15 protein-coding genes and 1 tRNA gene are annotated in these 20,515 nt (G+C 74.0%); 8 read left to right on the top strand and 8 right to left on the bottom strand.

The genetic code is table 11. The features are described 5' to 3' along the window. The first annotated feature begins 113 nt into the window (after positions 1 to 113). The 4 genes from AB0O91_RS27090 (at position 114) to AB0O91_RS27075 (ending at position 3,016) form a co-directional block, all read left to right on the top strand. Complete coding sequence (locus tag AB0O91_RS27090; protein ID WP_363438013.1) at positions 114 to 1,022, top strand: NADP-dependent oxidoreductase; 909 nt, start codon at positions 114 to 116, stop codon at positions 1,020 to 1,022. A 99-nt stretch (positions 1,023 to 1,121) separates the two neighbouring features. After that, positions 1,122 to 1,195 (top strand) — tRNA-Lys (locus AB0O91_RS27085). A 172-nt stretch (positions 1,196 to 1,367) separates the two neighbouring features. Further along, complete coding sequence (locus AB0O91_RS27080) at positions 1,368 to 2,345, top strand: GlxA family transcriptional regulator (RefSeq protein ID WP_363438010.1); 978 nt, start codon at positions 1,368 to 1,370, stop codon at positions 2,343 to 2,345. Between the two features lie 41 nt (positions 2,346 to 2,386). Further along, the gene (locus AB0O91_RS27075; RefSeq protein ID WP_363438007.1) at positions 2,387 to 3,016 is read left to right on the top strand and encodes a DJ-1/PfpI family protein; all 630 of its coding nucleotides are present in this window, start codon (positions 2,387 to 2,389) and stop codon (positions 3,014 to 3,016) included. A gap of 51 nt (positions 3,017 to 3,067) precedes the next feature. On the opposite strand, the gene AB0O91_RS27070 is transcribed toward AB0O91_RS27075, so the two are convergent. Beyond that, positions 3,068 to 4,780 (bottom strand): glycosyl hydrolase family 18 protein, encoded by a 1,713-nt coding sequence (locus AB0O91_RS27070; protein WP_363438004.1) that lies wholly within the window; start codon positions 4,778 to 4,780, stop codon positions 3,068 to 3,070. Positions 4,781 to 4,992: 212 nt separating this feature from the next. Between AB0O91_RS27070 and AB0O91_RS27065 the strand changes: the two genes are divergently transcribed. After that, on the top strand, positions 4,993 to 8,214 hold the full coding sequence (locus AB0O91_RS27065; RefSeq protein ID WP_363438001.1) for a S41 family peptidase: 3,222 nt from the start codon (positions 4,993 to 4,995) through the stop codon (positions 8,212 to 8,214). A gap of 50 nt (positions 8,215 to 8,264) precedes the next feature. Here the strand turns inward: AB0O91_RS27065 and AB0O91_RS27060 are convergent, their stop codons facing one another. Further along, positions 8,265 to 8,495 (bottom strand): hypothetical protein, encoded by a 231-nt coding sequence (locus tag AB0O91_RS27060; RefSeq protein ID WP_363437998.1) that lies wholly within the window; start codon positions 8,493 to 8,495, stop codon positions 8,265 to 8,267. 138 nt (positions 8,496 to 8,633) lie between these two features. On the opposite strand from AB0O91_RS27060, the gene AB0O91_RS27055 reads away from it, so the two are divergent. Continuing rightward, positions 8,634 to 9,413: a phosphoribosyl-dephospho-CoA transferase MdcG domain-containing protein gene (locus AB0O91_RS27055; RefSeq protein ID WP_363437996.1), complete on the top strand. Its 780-nt coding sequence runs from the start codon at positions 8,634 to 8,636 to the stop codon at positions 9,411 to 9,413. Between the two features lie 36 nt (positions 9,414 to 9,449). Here the strand turns inward: AB0O91_RS27055 and AB0O91_RS27050 are convergent, their stop codons facing one another. The 4 genes from AB0O91_RS27050 to AB0O91_RS27035 form a co-directional block, all read right to left on the bottom strand. Continuing rightward, positions 9,450 to 11,516: a phosphocholine-specific phospholipase C gene (locus AB0O91_RS27050; protein WP_363438109.1), complete on the bottom strand. Its 2,067-nt coding sequence runs from the start codon at positions 11,514 to 11,516 to the stop codon at positions 9,450 to 9,452. A 210-nt stretch (positions 11,517 to 11,726) separates the two neighbouring features. Continuing rightward, the gene (locus AB0O91_RS27045) at positions 11,727 to 12,386 is read right to left on the bottom strand and encodes a pentapeptide repeat-containing protein (protein ID WP_363437994.1); all 660 of its coding nucleotides are present in this window, start codon (positions 12,384 to 12,386) and stop codon (positions 11,727 to 11,729) included. Between the two features lie 202 nt (positions 12,387 to 12,588). Then, on the bottom strand, positions 12,589 to 13,212 hold the full coding sequence (snpA, locus tag AB0O91_RS27040; protein WP_363437992.1) for a snapalysin: 624 nt from the start codon (positions 13,210 to 13,212) through the stop codon (positions 12,589 to 12,591). 337 nt (positions 13,213 to 13,549) lie between these two features. Then, the gene (locus AB0O91_RS27035) at positions 13,550 to 14,173 is read right to left on the bottom strand and encodes a snapalysin family zinc-dependent metalloprotease (RefSeq protein ID WP_363437990.1); all 624 of its coding nucleotides are present in this window, start codon (positions 14,171 to 14,173) and stop codon (positions 13,550 to 13,552) included. 273 nt (positions 14,174 to 14,446) lie between these two features. Here AB0O91_RS27035 and AB0O91_RS27030 point away from each other — a divergent pair, with 273 nt between their 5' ends. Beyond that, on the top strand, positions 14,447 to 15,421 hold the full coding sequence (locus AB0O91_RS27030; RefSeq protein WP_363437987.1) for a LysR family transcriptional regulator: 975 nt from the start codon (positions 14,447 to 14,449) through the stop codon (positions 15,419 to 15,421). 100 nt (positions 15,422 to 15,521) lie between these two features. On the opposite strand, the gene AB0O91_RS27025 is transcribed toward AB0O91_RS27030, so the two are convergent. Then, positions 15,522 to 16,724, bottom strand: a complete 1,203-nt coding sequence (locus tag AB0O91_RS27025) for a low temperature requirement protein A (protein WP_363437985.1) — start codon at positions 16,722 to 16,724, stop codon at positions 15,522 to 15,524. A gap of 616 nt (positions 16,725 to 17,340) precedes the next feature. Beyond that, positions 17,341 to 19,092 carry an ABC transporter family substrate-binding protein gene (locus AB0O91_RS27020; RefSeq protein WP_363437982.1) on the bottom strand — a complete coding sequence of 584 codons (1,752 nt, stop codon included), beginning with the start codon at positions 19,090 to 19,092 and terminating at the stop codon, positions 17,341 to 17,343. A gap of 379 nt (positions 19,093 to 19,471) precedes the next feature. Between AB0O91_RS27020 and AB0O91_RS27015 the strand changes: the two genes are divergently transcribed. Then, complete coding sequence (locus AB0O91_RS27015; RefSeq protein ID WP_363437979.1) at positions 19,472 to 20,452, top strand: ABC transporter permease; 981 nt, start codon at positions 19,472 to 19,474, stop codon at positions 20,450 to 20,452. The last annotated feature ends 63 nt before the right edge of the window (positions 20,453 to 20,515 follow it).

Raw genomic sequence — 20,515 nt, 5'->3', positions numbered from 1 at the left:
TCTGACAATGCACCCATACGTGAAGACACGCCGAACAGGTGCTTGACCTGAAGTGCACTTCAAGTCCGAGGATCGGCGGTACCGAAACGGTCGAGAGCGCGAAGGAGCCCCCCATGAAGGCGGTCACCGTCCCGGAGTCCGGCGGTCCGGAGGTCCTGCGGGTCACCCGGGTCGACGACCCGGAGCCCGGCCCGGGCGAGGTCCGGGTGCGGGTGTACGCGGCCGCCGTGCAGCCGGTGGACCTCGCGATCCGGGAGGGCTTCCGCCCGCCGGGGCTGGTGGCCGAACCGCCGCTGGTGCTCGGCAACGAGTTCGCCGGGGTGGTGGACCGGCTCGGGCCGGGGGTCGACACCCGACGGGTCGGCGACGAGGTGCTGGGCTTCCGGGTGCTGGGCTGCCAGGCCGAACTGGTCACGGTGGACGCCGGGCAGTTGGTGGCCAAGCCCGCCGGGATGCCCTGGGAGCAGGCCGGTTCGCTCTCCGCCTCCGGCCAGACCGCGCACCTGGCGCTCGAACTGCTCGGGGTCGGCCCCGGCGACACCGTGCTGGTGCACGGCGCCTCCGGCGGGGTCGGCACCGTCGCCGTCCAGCTCGCCCGGGCGTCCGGCGCCACCGTGATCGGCACCGCGAGCGCGCGCAACCACGACTACCTGCGCGAGCTGGGCGCGATCCCGGTCGCGTACGGCGAGGGGCTGGTCGAGCGGGTCCGGGCGGTCGCGCCGCAGGGGGTGGACGCGGCCTTCGACGCGGCCGGCCGGGGCGCCCTGGCGGCCTCCGTCGAGCTGGTCGCCGACCGGCACCGGATCGGCACCGTGGTCGACTACCAGGAGGCCGAGCGGCTGGGCGTCCGGGGACTGCGGGGGCCGCGCACCGCCGAGCGGCTGGCCGGACTGGTGGCGCTGTGGGAGGCGGGCGGGCTGCGGATCGAGATCGCAGAGTCGCTGCCGCTGGAGCGGGCGGAGCAGGCGCACCGGCTGGTCGGGGCCGGACACGTCCGCGGCAAGGTGGTGCTCACGGCCTGAGCGACCGGGCGAGCGGGCCGGGCGGACGGCCGGGCCGCGGGGCTCCGGGCCGATTGTGTGTTTCGGCCGCTGACCAGGTAATGTTCTCCACGTCAGCAGGCGCCGCTAGCTCAGTTGGTTAGAGCAGCTGACTCTTAATCAGCGGGTCCGGGGTTCGAGTCCCTGGCGGCGCACAGACAGCCGGAAGGCCCTTCGCGAGAGCGAAGGGCCTTCCGGCGTTTCGGCGCTCCCCGGCACCGGCGCTCCCGGGCGTCGACGCTCCCGCCCGCAGCGGACCCACCGGCTGGCAGGAAAGGTGGGAAACAGGTCATTGCTGCCATCCCGGCCCGGTGACAGGCTGGCCGCATGAGAGAGCGCAGCGTGGTCGTGGTCCTCTACGACGACGTGCAGAGCCTGGACGTCACCGGCCCCCTGGAGGTGTTCGCGGGAGCGGGCGCCGCCGCCCGGCGGCCGGGGGCGTACCGGGTGGTCACGGCCTCCCCCGGCGGCCGACCGGTGCGCAGTTGCAGCGGACTGCGGCTGCTGCCGGACGCCGACCTGGCCGAGGTCGGGCCGGTGCACACCCTGCTGGTCCCCGGCGGCGTGGACTTCGAGCACCCGGACGGCGCGCTGGTCGCGCGGATCCGGGAGCTGGCCGGCCGGGCCGAGCGGGTGGTGTCGGTGTGCACCGGGGCCTTCCTGCTCGCCGAGGCCGGTCTGCTGTCCGGGCGCCGGGCGACCACCCACTGGGCGTACTGCGAGGAGCTGGCCCGGCGGTTCCCGGACGTGGCGGTCGACCCGGACCCGATCCACGTCCGGGACGGGCACGTCGCCACCTCGGCCGGGGTCACCGCCGGGATCGACCTGGCCCTGGCCCTGGTCGAGGAGGACCTCGGCCGGGACGCCGCCCTGCTGATCGCCCGTCACCTGGTGGTGTTCCTGCGCCGGCCGGGCAACCAGGCCCAGTTCAGCACCCAGTTGGCCGCCCAGGTGGCGTCCCGGCAGCCGCTGCGCGAGGTCCAGCGGTGGATCGCCGAGCACCCGGAGGCCGACCTGTCGGTGGAGGCGCTGGCCGGCCGGGCGGCGATGTCACCGCGGCACTTCGCCCGGGCCTTCGCCGCCGAGGTGGGGCTGCCCCCGGGCCGGTACGTGGACGGGGTCCGGCTGGAGGCCGCCCGGCGCCGGCTGGAGGACACCGACGACGGCGTCGAGGGGATCGCGCGCTCCTGCGGCTACGGCACCCCGGAGGCGATGCGGCGCGCCTTCGTCCGGGCCCTGGCCGCCCCGCCCGCCGAGTACCGCCGCCGCTTCCGTTCCCGACCCGACTCCCGACCCGGCTCCTGAGCCGGTTCCTGATCCGCTTCCCGACCCGATGGAGGACCCTGATGCGCATCGCGATCCTGCTCTACGACGACTTCACCGCGCTGGACGCGGTCGGCCCCTACGAGGTGCTGTCCCGGATCCCCGGGGCCGAGGTGGTGTTCACCGCCGCGAAGCGCGGGCCGGTCCGCACCGACATGGCCAGCCTGGCGCTGACCGCCGACGCCGCCCTGGACGAGGTGGACTCGGCCGACCTGCTGCTGGTGCCCGGCGGCCCCGGGACCCAGGCGCAGCTGACCGACCGGGCGGTGCTCGACTGGGTGCGCCGGGTCGACGCCACCACCACCTGGACCACCTCGGTCTGCTCCGGCTCGCTGATCCTGGGCGCCGCCGGGCTGCTCACCGGCCGCCGGGCCACCAGCCACTGGGGCGTGCTGGACGCCCTGCCCCGGTTCGGGGCGGAGCCGACCGGCAGCGAGCGGATCGTGATCGACGGCAAGTACGCGACGGCGGCCGGGGTCTCGGCCGGGATCGACCTCGCGCTGCGGGTGACCGGCCTGGTCGCCGGGGACGCCACCGCGCAGGCGATCCAGCTGCTCATCGAGTACGACCCGCAACCGCCGTACGGGACGGGCTCGCTGGCCACGGCGTCCCCCTCGGTGGTCGAGGGGGCGAAGCGGCTGCTGGCGACCTGACCGGGTCGTACCGTGCCGTGGGGCCCGCGGTCCGCGGGCCCCACGGCCGGGTCAGCGGCCGAAGTAGCCGTCGAAGTTCTTGGAGAACTCCCGGCCGCCGAACTGGTCCCAGTTGACCGACCAGGTCATCAGCCCGGCCAGGTTCGGCTGGGCGCCCGAACGCGGCACGTACGTCCCGCAGTTGGTCAGCTTGGTGAGGCAGTCCAGCGCCTTGTCCACCTCGGCCGGGGCGACGTAGCCGTTGCCCGCGTTGGTGGTGGCCGGCATGCCGATGGCCACCTTCGAGGCGGGCAGCGGCGGGAACATGTTGGCGGTGTTGCCGGCGACCGGGAAGCCCTTGAGCAGCAGGTCGGTCATCGCGACGTGGAAGTCGGCGCCGCCCATCGAGTGGTACTGGTTGTCCAGACCCATGATGGAGCCGGAGTTGTAGTCCTGGACGTGCAGCAGGGTCAGGTCGTCGCGCAGCGCGTAGATGACCGGCAGGTACGCCCCGGCGCGCGGGTCCTGGCCGCCCCAGGGGCCGGATCCGTAGTACTGGTAGCCGAGTTGGACGAAGAAGGTCTCCGGCGCCATGGTCAGCACGAAGCCCGGGCCGTACTTGGCCTTGAGGGTCTTCAGGGCCGAGATCAGGTTGACGATGACCGCGCTCTTCGGGTTCTTGAAGTCGGTGTCGCCGGTGTCGAGCGAGAGCGAGTGGCCCTCGAAGTCGATGTCCAGGCCGTCCAGGCCCCACTTGTCGATGATCGCCGAGACCGAGCTGACGAAGGTGTCCCGGGCCGCGGTGGTGGTCAGCTGGACCTGGCCGTTCTGGCCGCCGATCGAGATCAGCACCTTCTTGCCCTGGGCGCGCTTGGCGGCGATGGCGGCCTTGAAGTCGGCGTCGGACTCGACGGTGGGGCAGTCGGTGGCCGAGCAGCGGTTGAAGCGGATGTCGCCGGAGGTCGGGGAGGTGGGCTCGCCGAAGGAGAGGTCGATGATGTCCCAGGAGTTGGGGACGTCGGCCATCCGGGTGTAGCCGGCGCCGTTGGCGAAGCTGGCGTGGAGGTAGCCGACCAGGGTGTGGCCGCCGCTGGGGGTTCCGGTGGGCGTGCCCGTGGGCGTTCCGGTGGGCGTGCCCGTCGGGGTGCCCGTGGGCGTACCGGTCGGCGTGCCCGTCGGGGTTCCGGTGGGCGTACCGGTCGGCGTTCCGGTCGGGGTTCCGGTGGGCGTACCGGTCGGGGTGGGGGTCGGCGAAGGGCTGGGGGCGCCCGGGCCGTCCAGCGAGACGTCGTCCGCGTAGTAGGTGCCCTGCCCGTACCAGCCGTGGGTGTAGACGGTGGCGCTGGTCTGGGTGGCGCCGGTGGTGAAGCCGACGCTGAGCTTCTGGTAGGCGCCGCCGGTGCCGGGCGTCCAGGTGCTCGGGCCGCCGCCGTCGACGCCCAGGTAGACGTAGGAGCCGTTGACCCAGGCGCTCAGCGTGTAGGTGGTGTTGGGCGCGACGGCGACGGTCTGCGCGCACTGGGCGGTGTCGCCCGCGGTGGCCGCGGCGGCGAGCGCGTAGCTCCCGCTGTGCACCGGGGTGGTGACGACGCTGCCGGAGTTGCCGGTGCAGCTCCAGGGGCCGAGCGCGCCGGACTCGAAGCCGCCGTTGACCAGGAACTCGCCGGCCGAGGCGGCGGGTGCCAGGCCCAGGGTGAGGCCGGCCAGGGTGGCCGCGGCGACGGCGGAGGCGGTGCCGGCGGCGAGTGCGGCGCGGCGGTGTCTGGGCACGGTTGATCTGCGCATGGGGGTGCTCCTGCGTGGCGCGGTCGTGGGGGACGTCCGTGGGCACGCCGGAGCACGCGCCAGTGGGGGGAACGGCCCGGCTGCGCGCCCAAGTTGGACTAGACCACTGAAGCGGATCCGGCAGTGCGCCGTCAATGGTCCAGACCGGTCGAGAGGGGTCCGGGAGGACCGCCCCGGTTGCCGGGGGTGACACCCCGTCGAAGGATGGAGGAGTGACCCCGCCCGGCTACCTCCGCCACCCCCACCTGCACGGCGACCTGCTCACCTTCACCGCCGAGGACGACGTCTGGATCGCCCCGCTGGACGCCGGCGCCGCCGCCACCGGCCGGGCCTGGCGGGTCGGCTGCGACCGCACCCGGGTCAGCCACCCCCGCTTCTCCCCCGACGGCACCACCCTCGCCTGGACCAGCTGGCTCGGCCTCACCCCCGAGGTCTGGACCGCCCCGGTCGAGGGCGGCGAGGCCCGCCGGCTGAGCTTCTGGGGCAGCCAGGACACCCGGGTGCGCGGCTGGCTGCCGGACGGCGAGGTGCTGGCGGTCACCTCCTACCACGAGCCCTTCGGCCACTACACCTGGGCGCACGCCCTGCCGCCGGACGGCTCCCCCGGCCGCCGGATGCCCTGGGGTCCGGTCGGCGACGCCCAGCTGAGCCGGACCAGGACCGTCCTGCTCACCGGCTCCGCCCCGCACGAGCCCGCCGCCTGGAAGCGCTACCGCGGCGGCGCGACCGGCCGGCTCTGGGTCGACGGCGAACCCGTCCTGCCCGGGCACACCGGCCACCTCGCCTCCCCCATGCCGGTCGGCGGGGCACCCGACGACCGGATCGCCTTCCTCTCCGACCACGAGGGCATCGGCAACGTCTACTCCTGCCGCCCGGACGGCACCGACCTGCGCCGGCACACCGACCACGCCACCTACTACGCCCGCGAGGCCGCCACCGACGGCACCCGGATCGTCTACCAGCACGCCGGCGACCTCTGGCTGCTGGACGGACTGGACGCCCCGGCCCCCCGCCGGCTGCACGTACCGCTCGGCGGCGCCCGGGCCGGCCGCCGCCCGTACCAGGTCGGCGCCGCCGCCCAGGTCAAGGACCTCGCCTGCGACCAGACCGGCCGGGCCGGGGTGATCACTGTGCGCGGCAGCCAGTACTGGCTCACCCACAAGGACGGCCCGGCCCGCGCGCTCGCCGACACCCCCGGGGTGCGCACCCGGCTGCCGGTGGTGCTCGGGCACACCGGCGAGGCCGCCTGGATCACCGACGCCGAGGGCGCCGACGCGATCGAGGTGGTGCCGCTGCCCGGCCACGAGGAGAGCGTCCAGCACCGGCACCGGGTGCTCGCCGCCGGACGGCTCGGCCGGGTCCTGGAGCTCACCGCGGCCCCCGACGGCGCCCGGCTCGCCGCCACCACCTCGGACGGCCGGCTGCTGCTGGTCGCCGCCGACGACGGCGGGGTGCGCGAGCTGGCCGCCTCCGACTACGGCCCGGTCTCCAGCGCCCGGTTCTCCCCCGACTCGCACTGGATCGCCTGGTCCCAGCCCGCCGCCGGGCGCTCGCTGCGCCGGATCCGGCTGACCCGCACGGACGCGCCCGCGCCGATCACCGACGTCACCGACGGCCGGTTCGAGGACGAGCAGCCGGTGTTCACCCGGGACGGCCGCTACCTGGCCTTCCTGTCCTGGCGCGGCTTCGACCCGGTGCACGACGTGCACACCGGCGACCTCTCCTTCCCGGTCGGCTGCCGCCCCTACCTCGTCCCGCTCACCGCCGACACCCCCTCCCCGTTCGCCGCGCCCGCCGAGGACGGCGCCCCGCGCGGCGACGGCGGCGGCGACGGCACCGTCCGGGTCGACCCGGAGTCCATCGGCGAACGGCTGCTGCCGTTCCCGGTGATCGCCTCCAAGTACTCGGCCACCGACGCGGTCCGCGGCGGCCTGGTCTGGCTGCGCTGGCCGATCTCCGGCACCCTCGGGCAGACCTTCGCCAACCCCGAGGACACCTCCGGCCGCCCGTCCCTGGAGCACTTCGACCTGGCCCGCGGCACCCGCAGCACCCTGGTCGACAAGCTGGACGGCTACGCGGTCTCCGGGGACGGCGGCTCGATCGCCGTCTACTCGGCCGGGACGCTGCGGGTCCTCCCGGTCGGCGCCCCCTCCGCCGGGACCGGCGTCGACCTGCGCCGGATCACCCACACCGTGCACCCGGCCGCCGAGTGGCGCCAGGCGTACCACGAGGCCGCCCGGATCGTCCGGGACCAGTTCTGGGACGAGCGGATGTCCGGCCTGGACTGGCCCGCGCTGGTCGCCCAGTACGAGCCGCTGCTGGACCGCATCTGCTCACCCGACGACTTCGCCGACCTGCTGCGCGAACTCCTCGGCGAGCTCGGCACCTCGCACGCCTACGTCACCCCCTCCCGGCGCGCCGAGGGCCCCACGCTCGCCCAGCAACCGCTCGGCCTGCTCGGCGCCAACGCCCACCGCTCCCCCGACGGCCGCTGGCTGGTCGACCGGGTGCTGCCCGGCGAGTCCTCCGACCCGCGCGCCCGTGCCCCGCTGGCCGCCCGGGGCGTCCGGGACGGCGACGAGCTGCTGGAGGTCGGCGGCCGCCCGGTGGACCCGGTGCGCGGTCCGCTGCCGCTGCTGGCCGGCACCGGCGGCACCACCCTCGAACTGGCCCTGCGCAGCGGCCCGGACGGCCCGGTCCGGCGGATCACGGTCACCCCGCTGACCGACGAACGGGCCGTCCGCTACCAGGACTGGGTCGCCAAACGCCGTTCCCTGGTACGGGAGTTCAGCGACGGCCGGTGCGGCTACCTGCACATCCCGGACCTCGGCGGCTCCGGCTGGGCGCAGTTCAACCGCGACCTGCGGCGCGAACTGGACAAGCCCGCCCTGGTGTTGGACGTGCGCGGCAACGCCGGCGGCAACGTCTCCGAACTGGTCCTGGAGAAGCTCACCCGGCACGTCCTCGCCTGGGACTTCAGCCGGGACCGCCAGCCGGTCCGCTGGCCCCGACACGCGCTGCGCGGGCCGCTGGTGGCGCTCGCCGACGAGGCGACCAGTTCGGACGGGGACGTCATCATCGCGGCGATCAAGCTGCTCGGCCTCGGCCCGGTGATCGGCAACCGCACCTGGGGCGGGGTGGTCGGGATGACCGGGCGGCACACCCTGGGCGACGGCACCCAGATCTCGGTGCCGAAGAACGCCTCCTGGTTCGGCGGCGGGCTCGGCTGGTCGGTGGAGAACCGGGGCGTCGAACCGGACGTGCACGTGCTGCGCACCCCGCAGGACTGGGCCCGGGGGCGCCACCCGGAGCTGGTCACCGCCGTCCAGCTGGCCCTGGAGCTGCTGGAGGACGCGCCCGCGGCGGCGCCCCCGCCGGACTCCACGCCCCGGCCGGACCTGCGGCGCCCGCCGCTGCCGCCGCGGAGCGGATGACCGGCTCGACCGGGCTCGGCCCCGGGAGCGGACGACCGGCCCGGCGGAGCTCAGCCCCAGGGGTCGCCCTCGGCGGTCATGTCCGCGGCGGCGCGCCGGTCCGCCTCCTCCTGGGACATCCGCTCCTGGGCCACCCGTTCCTGGGCGTCCCGGGTGCGCTCGACGTCGTCGCCGAACGCGTCGGCGGCCTCGTCGTGGGCGAGGGCGGCGCGCTGGGCGGCCTCCTGGCCGGTGGACTCGTGCTGCGGCGGACGGTGGAACAGCCTGTCCAGGATGCCCATGACTCCTCCTCCGGACGGATTACCGGGCTGCCCCCACTCTCACACCGGGGGCGGACGGTCGCACGTTGAGCCTTTGGTCCCGGGTGCACGCGCCCAAGGGCCGTAGCCGGGCGCCGCCGACCGGCGGAGGGTGGCGGTGTGAGGAACTCGACCGAGGAACTGCACGACGGACCGCGCCGCCGGGTCGGCGCGCTGGCCGCACTGGACGGACGGCTGCCCGGCACCCACGACCTGCTGCTGATGCAGTGCCCCGGCTCGCTGCGCCCGCTGGCGGGCGGCGGGCTGCCCGGCTGGGCCCGGACGCTGCTGCGGACCCACCCGTGGGTCACCGTCGGCCGCGCGCCCTCGGTGGTCGGCACCCCGGCGGACCTGCCGCGCCCCCAGCGCTGCACCCGGGACCCGGAGGCCGCGCCCGAGCACTGGATCCCGGTCACCGTGCGCGGCCCGCGGCCCGGGCAGCGGCTGGACGCGCTGGCCCCCTGGGCGGCGGTGGCCCGCACCCTGCGTCCCGAACAGCTGCCCGGCCGGCGGGAGCGGCTGGCCCCCGGGCGGACCACCGGGATCCCGGCGCTGGCTCTGCTGCCGGAGGTCGGCCGGCTGGTCGCGGACCACCGGCTGGTCTGGGGGCCGATCGGCGCGGTCGGCTACGAACTGGGCACCGGCCTCCCGGTCGCCGGGCCGCTCAGCCCGCTGCGGCTGGTGCTGCGCGCTCCGCACCCGATCAGCCGGCGGGACGCCCTGCAGCTGCGGCGGGCGCTCAGCAAGCTGCCGGTGCCGGTGCAGGCCGAGTTGGAGACCCGCTACGGCGCGGTGCAGCTGGCCGAGTACGCCGCCGGGGTGCACAGCTTCACCCTGCTGACGCCGGACGGGCCCCGGGAGGTCCACGATCCGTGGTTCCCCCGGGGCCCGTCCGGCTGAGGCTGCCGTCCGGGGCTGCCGTCCCGGACCGTCGGGTCAGCCGCTGACGCTGGGCGCGCCCGTCTCCAGGTGCCCGGTGAACCGCTGCGACCAACTGCTGTCGGTGTTCACGGTGACCGTGAAGTCGTACCAGCCGTTGTTGTAGGCGACCGCGTTGAAGAAGTCGCTGACGCTGCCGCCGGCCGGCACCTGGTACGTCCAGGGGCCGTCCGTGCGGTAGTTGTTCGAGGTGATGGTGAAGGTGATCGGCGTGGAGCCGGAGTTCGCCAGCGCGAAGTAGACGGCCGGCTGGCCGCTGCCCGGCTCGACCGCGTACGAGGCGGTGACGGCGGCGTTCTTGCCGGGCCGGGTGAGGTCCCCGGTGAAGCGGCGCAGGAAGCGGTTGGGGCCGACCACGGTCAGGTCGTACTTGCCGTTGCCGAAGTTGTTGGTGCCGCAGTTGAAGAAGTCGGTGACCGGGCTGCCGGAGTCGACGGTGTACTGCCAGGGGCCGCCGCTGCGGTAGGCGTTGGCGTAGGCCGAGAAGTGCGCGGCCCGGGCGGCGCCCTCGTTGGACATCTTCACCCAGACGTGCATGATCCCGCTGGAGTTGCTGTCCCAGTGGTCCAGGTTGGCGTTGGGCTGGTACGGCAGCGGGCGGGCCGGGCGGGTGCCGGGCTCCTGGGCGGGCAGCGCGTTGTCGCTCGGCGCGGGGTTGGGCAGCGGGCCGCAGGTGGACAGGCCGATGGTCTGCGAGGTGTCGGGCAGTGCTGGCATGCCGTAGACCGGGTTGGCGAAGTCGAAGACCGAGGTGAGGTCGCCGCACACCTTGCGACGCCAGTCGCTGATGTTGGGGCTGGTGGCCGGGGTGCCGAGGGCGGCGGTCCACACCTCCAGGAAGCGCAGCACCGAGGTGTGGTCGAAGGTCTCGGAGTTGACCCAGCCGCCGCGGGTCCACGGGGATATCGCGAGCATCGGGACCCGGAAGCCGAGGCCGATGTTGGTGGAGTTGTAGAACTCCCCCGCGGTGCCCGCGGGCGCGGCCGGCGGCGGGACGTGGTCGAAGAAGCCGTCGTTCTCGTCGTAGTTGATCAGCAGGACGGTGGAGTTGAACACGTTGGGGTCCGCGTTCAGCGCGTCCATCACCAGGTGGACGAAGTGCGCGCCGTCCTGCGGCGTGGCGTAGGGGTGCTCGGAGGACTGCTGGTCGGCGACGATCCAGGAGACCTGGGGCAGGGTGCCGTTCCGCACGTCGGCCCGGATCGCGGCGGCGATGTCGTCCGGGGTGCGGCCGGTGACCTTGGGGACGGAGCCCATGCCCTTGACGGCGAGCGGGCTGCCGGCCGCGGCGCCGGTGAAGCGGCTGAAGTAGGCCAGGGCGTTGTCGCCGAAGTTGTCGGCGGCGTTCTGGTAGACCTTCCAGCTGACGCTGGCGGCCTCCAGCGCCTCGGCGTAGGTCTGCCAGCGCAGGTTGGACTCGGAGCCGCCGTCGTAGGCGGGGCCGCCCGCGGTGCCGGCCGGGTCGATCGTCCCGCTCCAGTGGTAGGTGCGGTTGGGGCCCGTCGCGCTCAGCACCGAGCAGTGGTAGGCGTCGCAGATGGTCCAGTTGTCGGCCAGCGCGTAGTGGAACGGGATGTCGGCGCGCTGCAGGTGGCCGAGGGTGCGGACGGTGCCCTTGGCGGACACCCAGGAGTCCATCTTGCCGCCGTTCCAGGCCTTGTGCTGGTCGGACCAGGCGTGCGAGAGGTCACCGTTGCACTGCGCCTGGGTCTCCGCGCTGCCGCTGCTGCCGGAGGGGTTGAAGGCCCACGGGTACTGGCGGGAGAACAGCCCGTTGGGCTGGTTGAAGACGCTGTAGCCGCCGGAGAGCTGGATGGTGGCCTTGTCGGCGTAGCCCCGGACGCCCTTGAGGGTGCCGAAGTAGTGGTCGAAGCTGCGGTTCTCCTGCATCAGGATCACCACGTGCTGGACGTCGGTGATGGTGCCGGTGGTGCTGAGCGCGGTGGTGGAGGCGGCGGCGGCGCTCGGGGCGGCGGCGCCCACGACGTCGGCGCCGGCCACCGCGAGACCGGCCGCGGTGGCGCCGGACAGCGCGACGAACTTTCTACGACTCAACTCGGCCATCAGACCGGTCCGTCCCTTCACTGGCGATGTTGTGTACACAACTCGGGGCCATCGATCGCGGAGAAGTGTCCACCGCGGCCGGAGCGGGCCACCAGATGCGCGCAGCAGGGTTGTCGGACTGTTCGCCCGGCTGTCACCGAGCGACGCCGGGCTGAACGCCCGGCTGATGGAACCGGGAGGCCGCCTCCACCGGGAGCGGCCGGGGGTCGGTCAGCGGTCCTTCACCTCGATGCCCAGCGCCTGGGCGAACTGCGGTGCCAGGTCCAGCAGTTGGGTCGAGCTGATGACGGCGCCGCGCAGCCCCTGGTGACCGTCGGCCAGCCCGAGCCGAGCGGCCCCGCGCAGATCGGTGCCGCTCAGCACGGCCCCGCGCAGCCGGACCTCCTCCAGCGTCGAACCGGGGAACGTCACCCCGGTCAGCTTCGCCCCGCCGAAGTCCACGTCGCGCAGCAGGCAGTCCTCGAACACGACGTCCCGCAGCACGGCCGCCCGCAGGTTCACCGCCTCCAGCTTGCAGCCGCGGAACACCACCCGGCGCAGCGCGGAACCGTGCGCGGCCACCCCGGCCAGCACCCCGCCGACGAAGCTGCTGTCCTGCCACTCGGTGTCGCTCAGGTCGCAGGCCACCCAGCGGCCGGCCTGCACCCAGACCTCGTTGAACCGGGCCTGGCGCAGCTTGACCCCGCTGAGCGCGACCCCGGTGAAGGCGCACTCCAGGAAGGCCGCCCCGGCCGCCGACTCGTCGGTGTGCTCGCCGCCGTCGAAGTGCGCGGTGTCGTACCGCTCGTCGCTGCGCAGCGGGCCGGTGTGCGGGCTCAGCAGTTCGGCGTAGGGGAGGTCGGTGAGCTGCTCGGGAACGGGACGGGGCATGGCGGCGGCGCCTTTCGGGGCGGGGGCGAACGGGTCTCGCCCGCATGGTCGCACGCACCGCCGACACCGCCCGCCCGGACGCGCACCGCCGACACCGCCGACACCACCGCCCCGGACGCGCACCGCCGACACCGCCGACACCGCCGGCCCGGACGCTGCGGACGCGGCCGGGCCGGTGGTGCTCATCGGGCGTTCAGGACGGTCAGCCGCGCGCCCAGAGCGAGTTGACCCGGCTGCGCTCGGCACTGTTCGGGTACGGGTTGGTGCAGGACGGGCCGGGGCCGCCGCCCGACATCAGCTCGCTGCACGGACCGGAGTAGTGGTCCGGCAGGCCCAGCACGTGCCCGGTCTCGTGGGCCGTCACCCGGACCGAGTTGTACTGCTGGTTCTGCTGGTAGTCGAGGAAGACGTAGCCGCGCCCGTGCCCGTCGGTGCTGGCGTACGAGCCGCGCGGGTCGTTGCCCTCGTAGTAGCGGAAGTCGGCGGCCGAACCGGCCCGCAGCTGGACGTTGCCGACCGAGCTGTTCCAGATCTGCGCGGCGCTGGCGATCTGGCTGCGGAAGGACGGGGCGGAGCTGGCGTCGTAGGTGACCACCACGGTGGCCAGGCCCGGGCTGGCGGCCTGCTTGGCCTTGGCGGAGGCCATCACGGCCTGGAAGAACGCCTGGTTGTTCGCGGCCTCCTCGGTCGAGCCGGCGTACGTGGAGGCGGTGTAGCCCTGGACGGCGGGGGCAGCCGGGGCGGCGGCGGCCGCGGTGGCGGGCAGCACGGCGAGGCCGGCCGCGAGGGCGAGGCCGAGGGTCGCGGACAGCACGGATCGCTTCATGTGGGGGCTCCTGAAGGGGTCCTGGAAACGGTGGGGGGTTCCGGTCCCGGGTGCCTCGGCCGGTTGGGGACGGCCTCGGGGGGACACCTGGCGACCGGGTGTCCCCAGAGCTTCGGGCAGCCCGACGGGCCCGCGGATGATGTCAACCCGCGATAGTGCGGTCCAATCCCCCCGGCCCCCGCCGGATTTGAGCCGCCTTTTCCTCGTCTTGACCCAGCCATGCCCCTGGCATTCCGTTCCGGGGGCGGCTAGGCTCCGGGGCGGGGAAGTACCCATGCGGTGACCCGCCCGTTTCCGGCCGGGCGGGTCACCGCGCCCCGTTCCCGTGCCGGGCCGGTCAGTTGGCCGGAGCCACGCCGTTCGCCCAGAGCGAGTCGACCTGGGCGCTCTCGTTCGCGTCGGGGTGCGCGTTCATGCAGGACGTGCCCGGGCCGTGGCCCGACATCAGTTCGCTGCACGGACCGGAGTAGTCGTCGGGCAGGCCCAGCACGTGCCCGGTCTCGTGGGCGACGATCCGGAGCGAGTAGTACTCCTGGGTCTGCTGGTGGTCGAGGAAGATGTAGCCGTGCCCGTGCCCGTCGGTGCTGGCGTAGGAGCCGCTGCCGTCGCCCTCGGTGTACGAGAAGTCCCCGGTGCCGCTGGCCTCCTGGAGCTGGACGTTGTGCACCGAGCTGTTCCAGATCTGCGCGGCGCCGGCTATGTCGGCGGTGTAGGAGGGGGCGTTGGTGGTGTCGTAGGTGACGGTCACGGTCTGCAGCCACGGGTCGGCGGCCTGCCGGGCCCGGGCGGAGGCCATCACGGCCCGGAAGAACGCCTGGGTGTTCGCGGTCTGCTCGGCCGAGTGGGCCCGGGTCGCGTGGGTCGGCGCGGCCGGGGCGGCGGTGGCCGCAGTGGCGGGCAGCGCGACGAGGCCCGCCGCGAGGGCGAGGCCGACGGTCGCGGACAGCACGGATCGCTTCATGTGGGGGACTCCGGTTTCCTGGCGCGCCGTCCCGCCGGGCCCGGTGGGGGCCGGACCGGACGGTGGCGGCGCGCAGTGGGGGCCGTCCCGGCCGGGCGCCGGGGCGGTGTGGTGCCCCCGAGCTTCGACCCGCCCGGGCCCGTCGCGGATGATGTCAACCGGCGATAGTCCGGCCGCATACCGGCGGGGACCGCGCCGCGGGTTCCGTCGGCATGCCCTTGATCCCCTGTCATGTCCTTGGCGATGTGGCGCGTTGACGTCTATGCTCCCGTCGTGGAGCTCGACGTGAGACACCTGCGGGTGCTGTGCGCGATCGCCGACACCGGCAGCCTCCGCAAGGCCGCGCTCCAACTCGGCATGACCCAGCCCTCCCTCACCACCCAGCTGCACCGCATCGAACGGGCCATCGGCGGAAGCCTGTTCACCCGCGAGCAGACCGGCAGCCGGCCCACCGCCCTCGGCCACTCGGTGCTCTCCCGGGCCCGGCCGGTGATCAGCGAGATGGCCGCCCTGGTCGCCGCCGCCCGCCAGGAGGCCCGCGACACCACCGGGCCCGGCCGGCAGCGGCGGCTGCGGATCGGCAGCGTCGGCAGCCGGGCGGTCGCCGCCTGGCTGCGCCGGGTGCACGAGCGGCTGCCGGACACCGACACCACCATCCACGTGGACATCTCCGCCAGCGCACTGCTGCGGATGGTCGCCGCCGACCAGCTGGACGTGGCCTTCGTCTACGAGAGCGAGGGCTTCCCGCTGCGGGTGCCGCCGGACGCCGAGCACCGGGTGCTGATGGCCCGCGAGCCGCAGTTCGTCGCGCTCGCCGCGGGGCACCCGGCCGCCGCCCGGCCGGTCGTCCACCTGGCCGACCTGGCCGAGGACACCTGGATGGTCGACCCGACCGCCGACCACGAGTACGCCGCCATGCGCCGGGTGTTCAGCGAGGCCGGGCTCAACCCCCGGGTGGTCCAGGTGCGGGACAACGCCACGGCCGCCGAACTGGTCGCCTCCGGCGAGGCCGTCCGCCCCTGCCAGCCCACCTCACTGCCCGGGCCCGGCACCGTGGTCCGCCCGGTGCACGGGGACCCGCTGGCCGTCCGGCTGCTGTTCACCTGGCGTCCCCGGGTGCTCAGCCCGCCCGCCCTGGACGCGCTCTACGGCGAACTGCGCGCCGCCTACCTGGACCTGGCCAAGGTCAACCCGGCCTACCTGGCCTGGCTGGCCCGGCACGAGCCGGTGCTGCTCGGGCGGCTCTGACCCGACGGGCCGGGCCCGACCCCCTCCGGCCCTGCTCGGACCCGACCCCCGCGCGGGCCGGGCCCCTCCGACCCCGGACCCGACCCCGTTCGAGCCCCGCTCAGGCCCGGCCCTCCCGGCTGTGGACCAGCACGCCCACCCCGATCATCACCGCGCAGACCAGGCCCGCCGCCAGCACGCCCGAGCCGCCCAGCGCGGTGCAGGCCAGCACCAGCACCGCGGCGGTCGGCGCCACCGACTGCGCGAGGGCGCCGCGCTTGGTGTGCCGGGAGTGCAGGAACCAGACGGTGACCAGGTAGAGGGCGGTCGGCACGGTGACCGTCGCGGTGGCGGCCGCCGGGGAGATCGCCGCCTGGTGCACCGCGGACTCCACCGCCACCTCCAGCCCGGTGCCGATCGCCGCCGCCGACCCGAACACCAGGTAGTGCCCGTACCCCCAGGCGAAGGCCTGCCGGTTGGAGCGCAGGTGGTCGTGGACCGGCCGGGCGAAGTAGATCCACCAGGCCGCGAAGCAGATCAGCAGCCCGCCGACCGCCACCGGCACCAGCCGGCCCAGCTCCTCGTGCTCGTCCACCGCCGACTGCACCGCCACCGTCGCCGCGGCCACCGTCTCGCCGAGCACGATCAGGGTGAACAGCCCGTACCGCTCGGCGATGTGGTGCGGGTGCCAGGAGGTCTGCGTCCGCAGCTCGGCGACCACCGGCACGGACAGCTCGCACAGCACCCCGATCGGGATGACCACCGGCCGGGCGGCGGCCGGCAGCAGCACCACCACCACCCAGCCGATCTGGCAGAGCGCGATCCCCACCGCGTAGCGCAGGGCCACCCGGCGCGCCGCGCCCTGCTCGGCGGCCGCCGCGCGCAGCCACTGGGTGACCATCGCCAGGCGCATCACCACGTAGCCGGCGATCGACAGCCGCAGGTCCTGGGTGGCGAACAGCCGGGGCACCCCGGCCGCGAGGATCAGCACGCCGGCGATCTGCACCAGCGTGGTGATCCGGTACGGCACGTCGTCGCAGTCGTAGGCGGAGGCGAACCAGGTGAAGTTCATCCAGGCCCACCAGATGGCGAAGAAGGCGATGGCGTAGCCGCGCAGGCCCTCACCGTAGTGCCCGGCCGCGAGGGAGTGGGCGAGCTCGCGGCCCGCCTGGCCGACGGCGACCACGAAGCAGAGGTCGAAGAAGAGTTCCAACGGGGTGGCGACCCGGTGCGGCTCGGCGCGGTCGCGCGGGACCATCCGGCGCACCGGGGGCGGGTCGACGTGGTGCGCTCGGGGTGCCGCGGCGGCGGGATCACTGGCCATCGGTGCTGCTCCGGGGGGGTCGGGAGGGGCGGACCGGGCCCGGCAGGGCCCGCCGTCCCGCGCATCCTGGCAGCGGCCCGGGCCCGGCGCACGCACCGGCGCGGCGCGGGTGGCCCGTCCGTACGCGCGTATGGCCCGTCCCGTACGGACGGGTGGCCCGTCTCGAACGCGCGGGTGGCCCGTCCCGCCCGCCGGGGCCTGCCGAGGGCCCGCCGGGGACCCGCCGGGGCCGCAACTCCGGTCGACCCCGGGCGCGATGCCCCTTTATGCCCGTTTTCTCCTTGCCGTCAGCGAGAGTTGACGCTCCGGTGCGCGAAGTGGGTGACAGCACGGCGGGTTTCCGGGCGCGCCCCGCGCGCTGCACCACGACCGGCCGGGACGCCCCGCTAGATTCGTCCCCGGTTGGAAGCGAGCGCGGGCCCCCTGCGGGGCCCCACGACACGGGCGGCCTGCGGGCAACGCGGAAGGTCAAGGCCGGTGGCAGGACAGCGGGGGCGGCAGTGCCGACCCACCCGTGTCCGTACCACCGGCCTCGTGATCACCGCGCTGCTCGCCAGCGCCTGCCGTGCCCTCGCGGTGGCCGTCGCCCGCACCGCGGCCGCTTCGGCGGCCCGGGCTACTTCTCCCAGCCGACCTTGCTGTAGTCCTCCTGGGCGAGGCCGAAGGCGCCGTAGTTGGCGAGTCCCTTGCGGGTCGCCACCACGGCGGGCCGCTGGTAGAGCTCGACGGTGTGGCCGAGCTCCCAGATCTTCGCGTCCGCCTGGTTGTAGAGCTTCGCGGCCGCCACCGGGTCGACCGTCCCGGACGCCTGCTTCAGCAGGGCGTCGATCTCCGGGGTGCCCAGCCGGGACGGGTTGCTGAAGGTGTTGTCGCCCACCGGCAGGCGGAAGTTGGCCAGGCTCTTGGAGTTCGGGAACGAGTCCGTGTTGCGCCAGCTGGCGATGTCGAACTTGCCCGGGGTGACGTACTTGTCGAAGTAGTCGTTGGCGGCCACCTTGTCCAGGTCGACCTTGACCCCCGCGGCCTGCCACATCGCCGCCGCCGCGGTGGCGAGGTCGAGCTGGGCCTGCGCGGTGCCGTCGCTGAGCACCCAGTGCAGCTCCAGCGGCTTGCCGTCCTTGGTGCGCGGCTGGCCCGCCCCGGCGCTCTTCCAGCCGGCGTCGTCCAGCAGCTTCCCGGCCGCCGCGAGGTCGAACGTGGCCCAGTCGCCGGAGTTGTCCTGGTAGCCGGCCTGGTTGGGCATGATGATGTGGTTGCCGAGCGGCTTGAACTCCACCGGCACCCCGTTGTTGGCGATCTTGATCAGCGCCGAGCGGTCGAGCGCCTTGCCGAGCGCCTGGCGGACCGTCCGGTCCGCCAGCGCGCCGGTGCCGCCGAAGGAGATGTGCACCTCGTCCCACGGGCTGGCGGACCGGATCACGGTGTCCTTGGCGTTCTTGAGCTGCCCGTACGCGGCGGCGGTGCCGGCCGAGGCGAAGTCGATCTCGTTGTTGAGGTACGCCTGGATGCTCGCCGACTTGTCCATCACCCGGAAGGTGATCTTGTCGAGCTTGGCCCTGGTCCCCCACCAGGCCGGGTCCGGGACCAGGCTGATGGTCTGCGCGGTCTTGTCCGCCGTCCCGATCCTGAACGCGCCCGCGGTGATCGGGACCTTCTCCACCCAGCCCTTGTTGAAGTCGTCCGGGGTGGAGATGCCCGCCGCCGGGATCAGCGGGCGGAACAGGTTCTGCCAGTCCGCGTACGGCTGCGCGAAGGTGACCTTCACCTCGGTCGGGTCGGCCCCCTGTTCGACCGCGGAGATCAGCTCGTAGCCGGACGGGTCGTAGAGGTTGTACGCCTGGTTCTTGCCGTTGCTGGCCTGCCAGTCGGCCTTGAAGTCCAGGTAGCCGAGCGGCTTGCCGTCCGACCACTTGGCCTTGGGGTTCAGCTTGTACGTGACCACCTGCGGCGAGGTGGAGGTGACCTTCGCCTCCGCCAGGTAGTCCGGGTTCGCCACGAAGGTGCCGGAGGCGTCGGTGCTGAAGAGGTCGGGCTCCAGCGCCCGCATCAGGTCCACGGTGTCGTTGTAGGAGCCGCCGTCCACCTGGAGCGGGTTCCACTGGGTGATCCACTGGTCCAGTTGGAAGCGCACCTCGCCGCCGTCCTTGAGCTGGTCCACCGGCTTGACGTTGATGTCCTGGGAGTCCTGTCTCGGCGGCTCGCTCTTGGCCACGTCACCGCCCGATCCGCCCCCGCCCGAGGTGCACGCGGTGACCGCCAGCGCGACGGCGGCGGCGAGGGCGGCCGCCCGGCCGAGGCGCCGGAGCGGACGGGGCGCACGGGAGGTCCGGGGCGTACCGGGCGTACCGGGCGTACGGGAAGCGTCCATGAGGGTCCCCCTGGTGAGGTCTGCGGCCGAGGTCCGCGCGGGCGCGGGCGGGGCCCGGGCGAGGTGGGCGTGGGGCACGGGAAACGGGAGTTGGGGCGCAACAGGCATGACCGGGCTTGAGCGTGGGCACTCAATCCGGCACCGAGCCAGAGGAACGTAACAGCGGATCAGATCCGCCACCAGGGGGAGGAACGGACACCTGATCCAGACGTCACACGCAGCAATCCCGCCGCAACACCCCGCTGCTTCACTCTGACCTGCGGTTTCCCCAACTGCACGGCCGCCTCTGCCACCTGACGCCCGATCGGGCCCCGACCGAAGGCCACCCGCCGATGCCCTCCAGACGCGTCGCCCCCGCCCCGACCCCGGGCGGCCGCTGATGCTCCGCTACCTGTCGAAACGGCTGAGCTACTACGCGGCGCTGCTGATCGCCGCCGTCTTCCTGGCGTACGCGATCTCCGCGAGCGCCCTGGAGCCGCGCACCTACTTCGACGCCAAGGTCCCCCGCCCGTCCGCCGCGTCGGTCGAGCGCCAGCTCACCGCGCTCAACCTGAACGACCGCACCCCGGTCGTCGAGCGCTTCGGCCACTGGGCCGGCGACCTGCTGCACGGCGACCTCGGCCGGACCATCCACGACACCCCGGTGACCGACGACTTCGGCCGCCGGGTCTGGGTCTCGCTGCGGCTGCTGGTGATCGGCAGCCTGCTCGGAGCCGTCCTCGGCGTCGCCGCCGGGGCGTGGAGCGCGGTGCGCCAGTACCGGATCTCCGACCGGCTGCTCACCGTGGTGTCCTTCGTACTGCTCTCCACCCCGGTCTTCCTGGTCGCGCTGTTCCTCAAGAACGGCGCCATCGCCGCCAAGGACGCGGCCGGCCACGAGGTCATCCCGTTCACCGGCTACGAAACCCCCGGACTGGCCGGCGGCCTCGGCGCCCACCTCGCCGACTGGGCGCTGCACCTGCTGCTGCCCACCGTCTCGCTCGCCCTCGGCGGCCTCGCGACCTACAGCCGCTACCAGCGCGGCACCATGCTCGACGTGCTCGGCTCCGACTACCTGCGCACCGCCGAGGCCAAGGGCCTCACCCGGCGCCGGGCCCTGCTCAAGCACGGGCTGCGCACCGCGGTGATCCCGATGTCGACCATGTTCGCCTACAGCTTCCTGGGCATCTTCACCGGCGCGATCTTCACCGAGACGATCTTCGGCTGGCACGGCATGGGCGAATGGCTGATCAAGGCGATCAACGAGCAGGACGTCAACTCGGTGGTGGCGATCAACCTGTTCACCGCCGTCGTCGTGCTGGCCTCCGGCTTCCTGGCCGACACCCTGCACGCCGCCCTCGACCCGCGCGTGCGGTCCTGACCGGAGGTGCACCGAGATGACCGTCGTCGCCGCTGAGCCCGCCGAACCCACTGACCCGGCCGG

The sequence above is a fragment of the Kitasatospora sp. NPDC089797 genome (assembly GCF_040684795.1).
In the GTDB taxonomy this organism is placed as follows: Bacteria; Actinomycetota; Actinomycetes; order Streptomycetales; family Streptomycetaceae; genus Kitasatospora.
The sequence above is the reverse complement of the archived record's forward strand: the minus strand, read 5'-3'. Positions and strand labels throughout refer to the sequence as shown.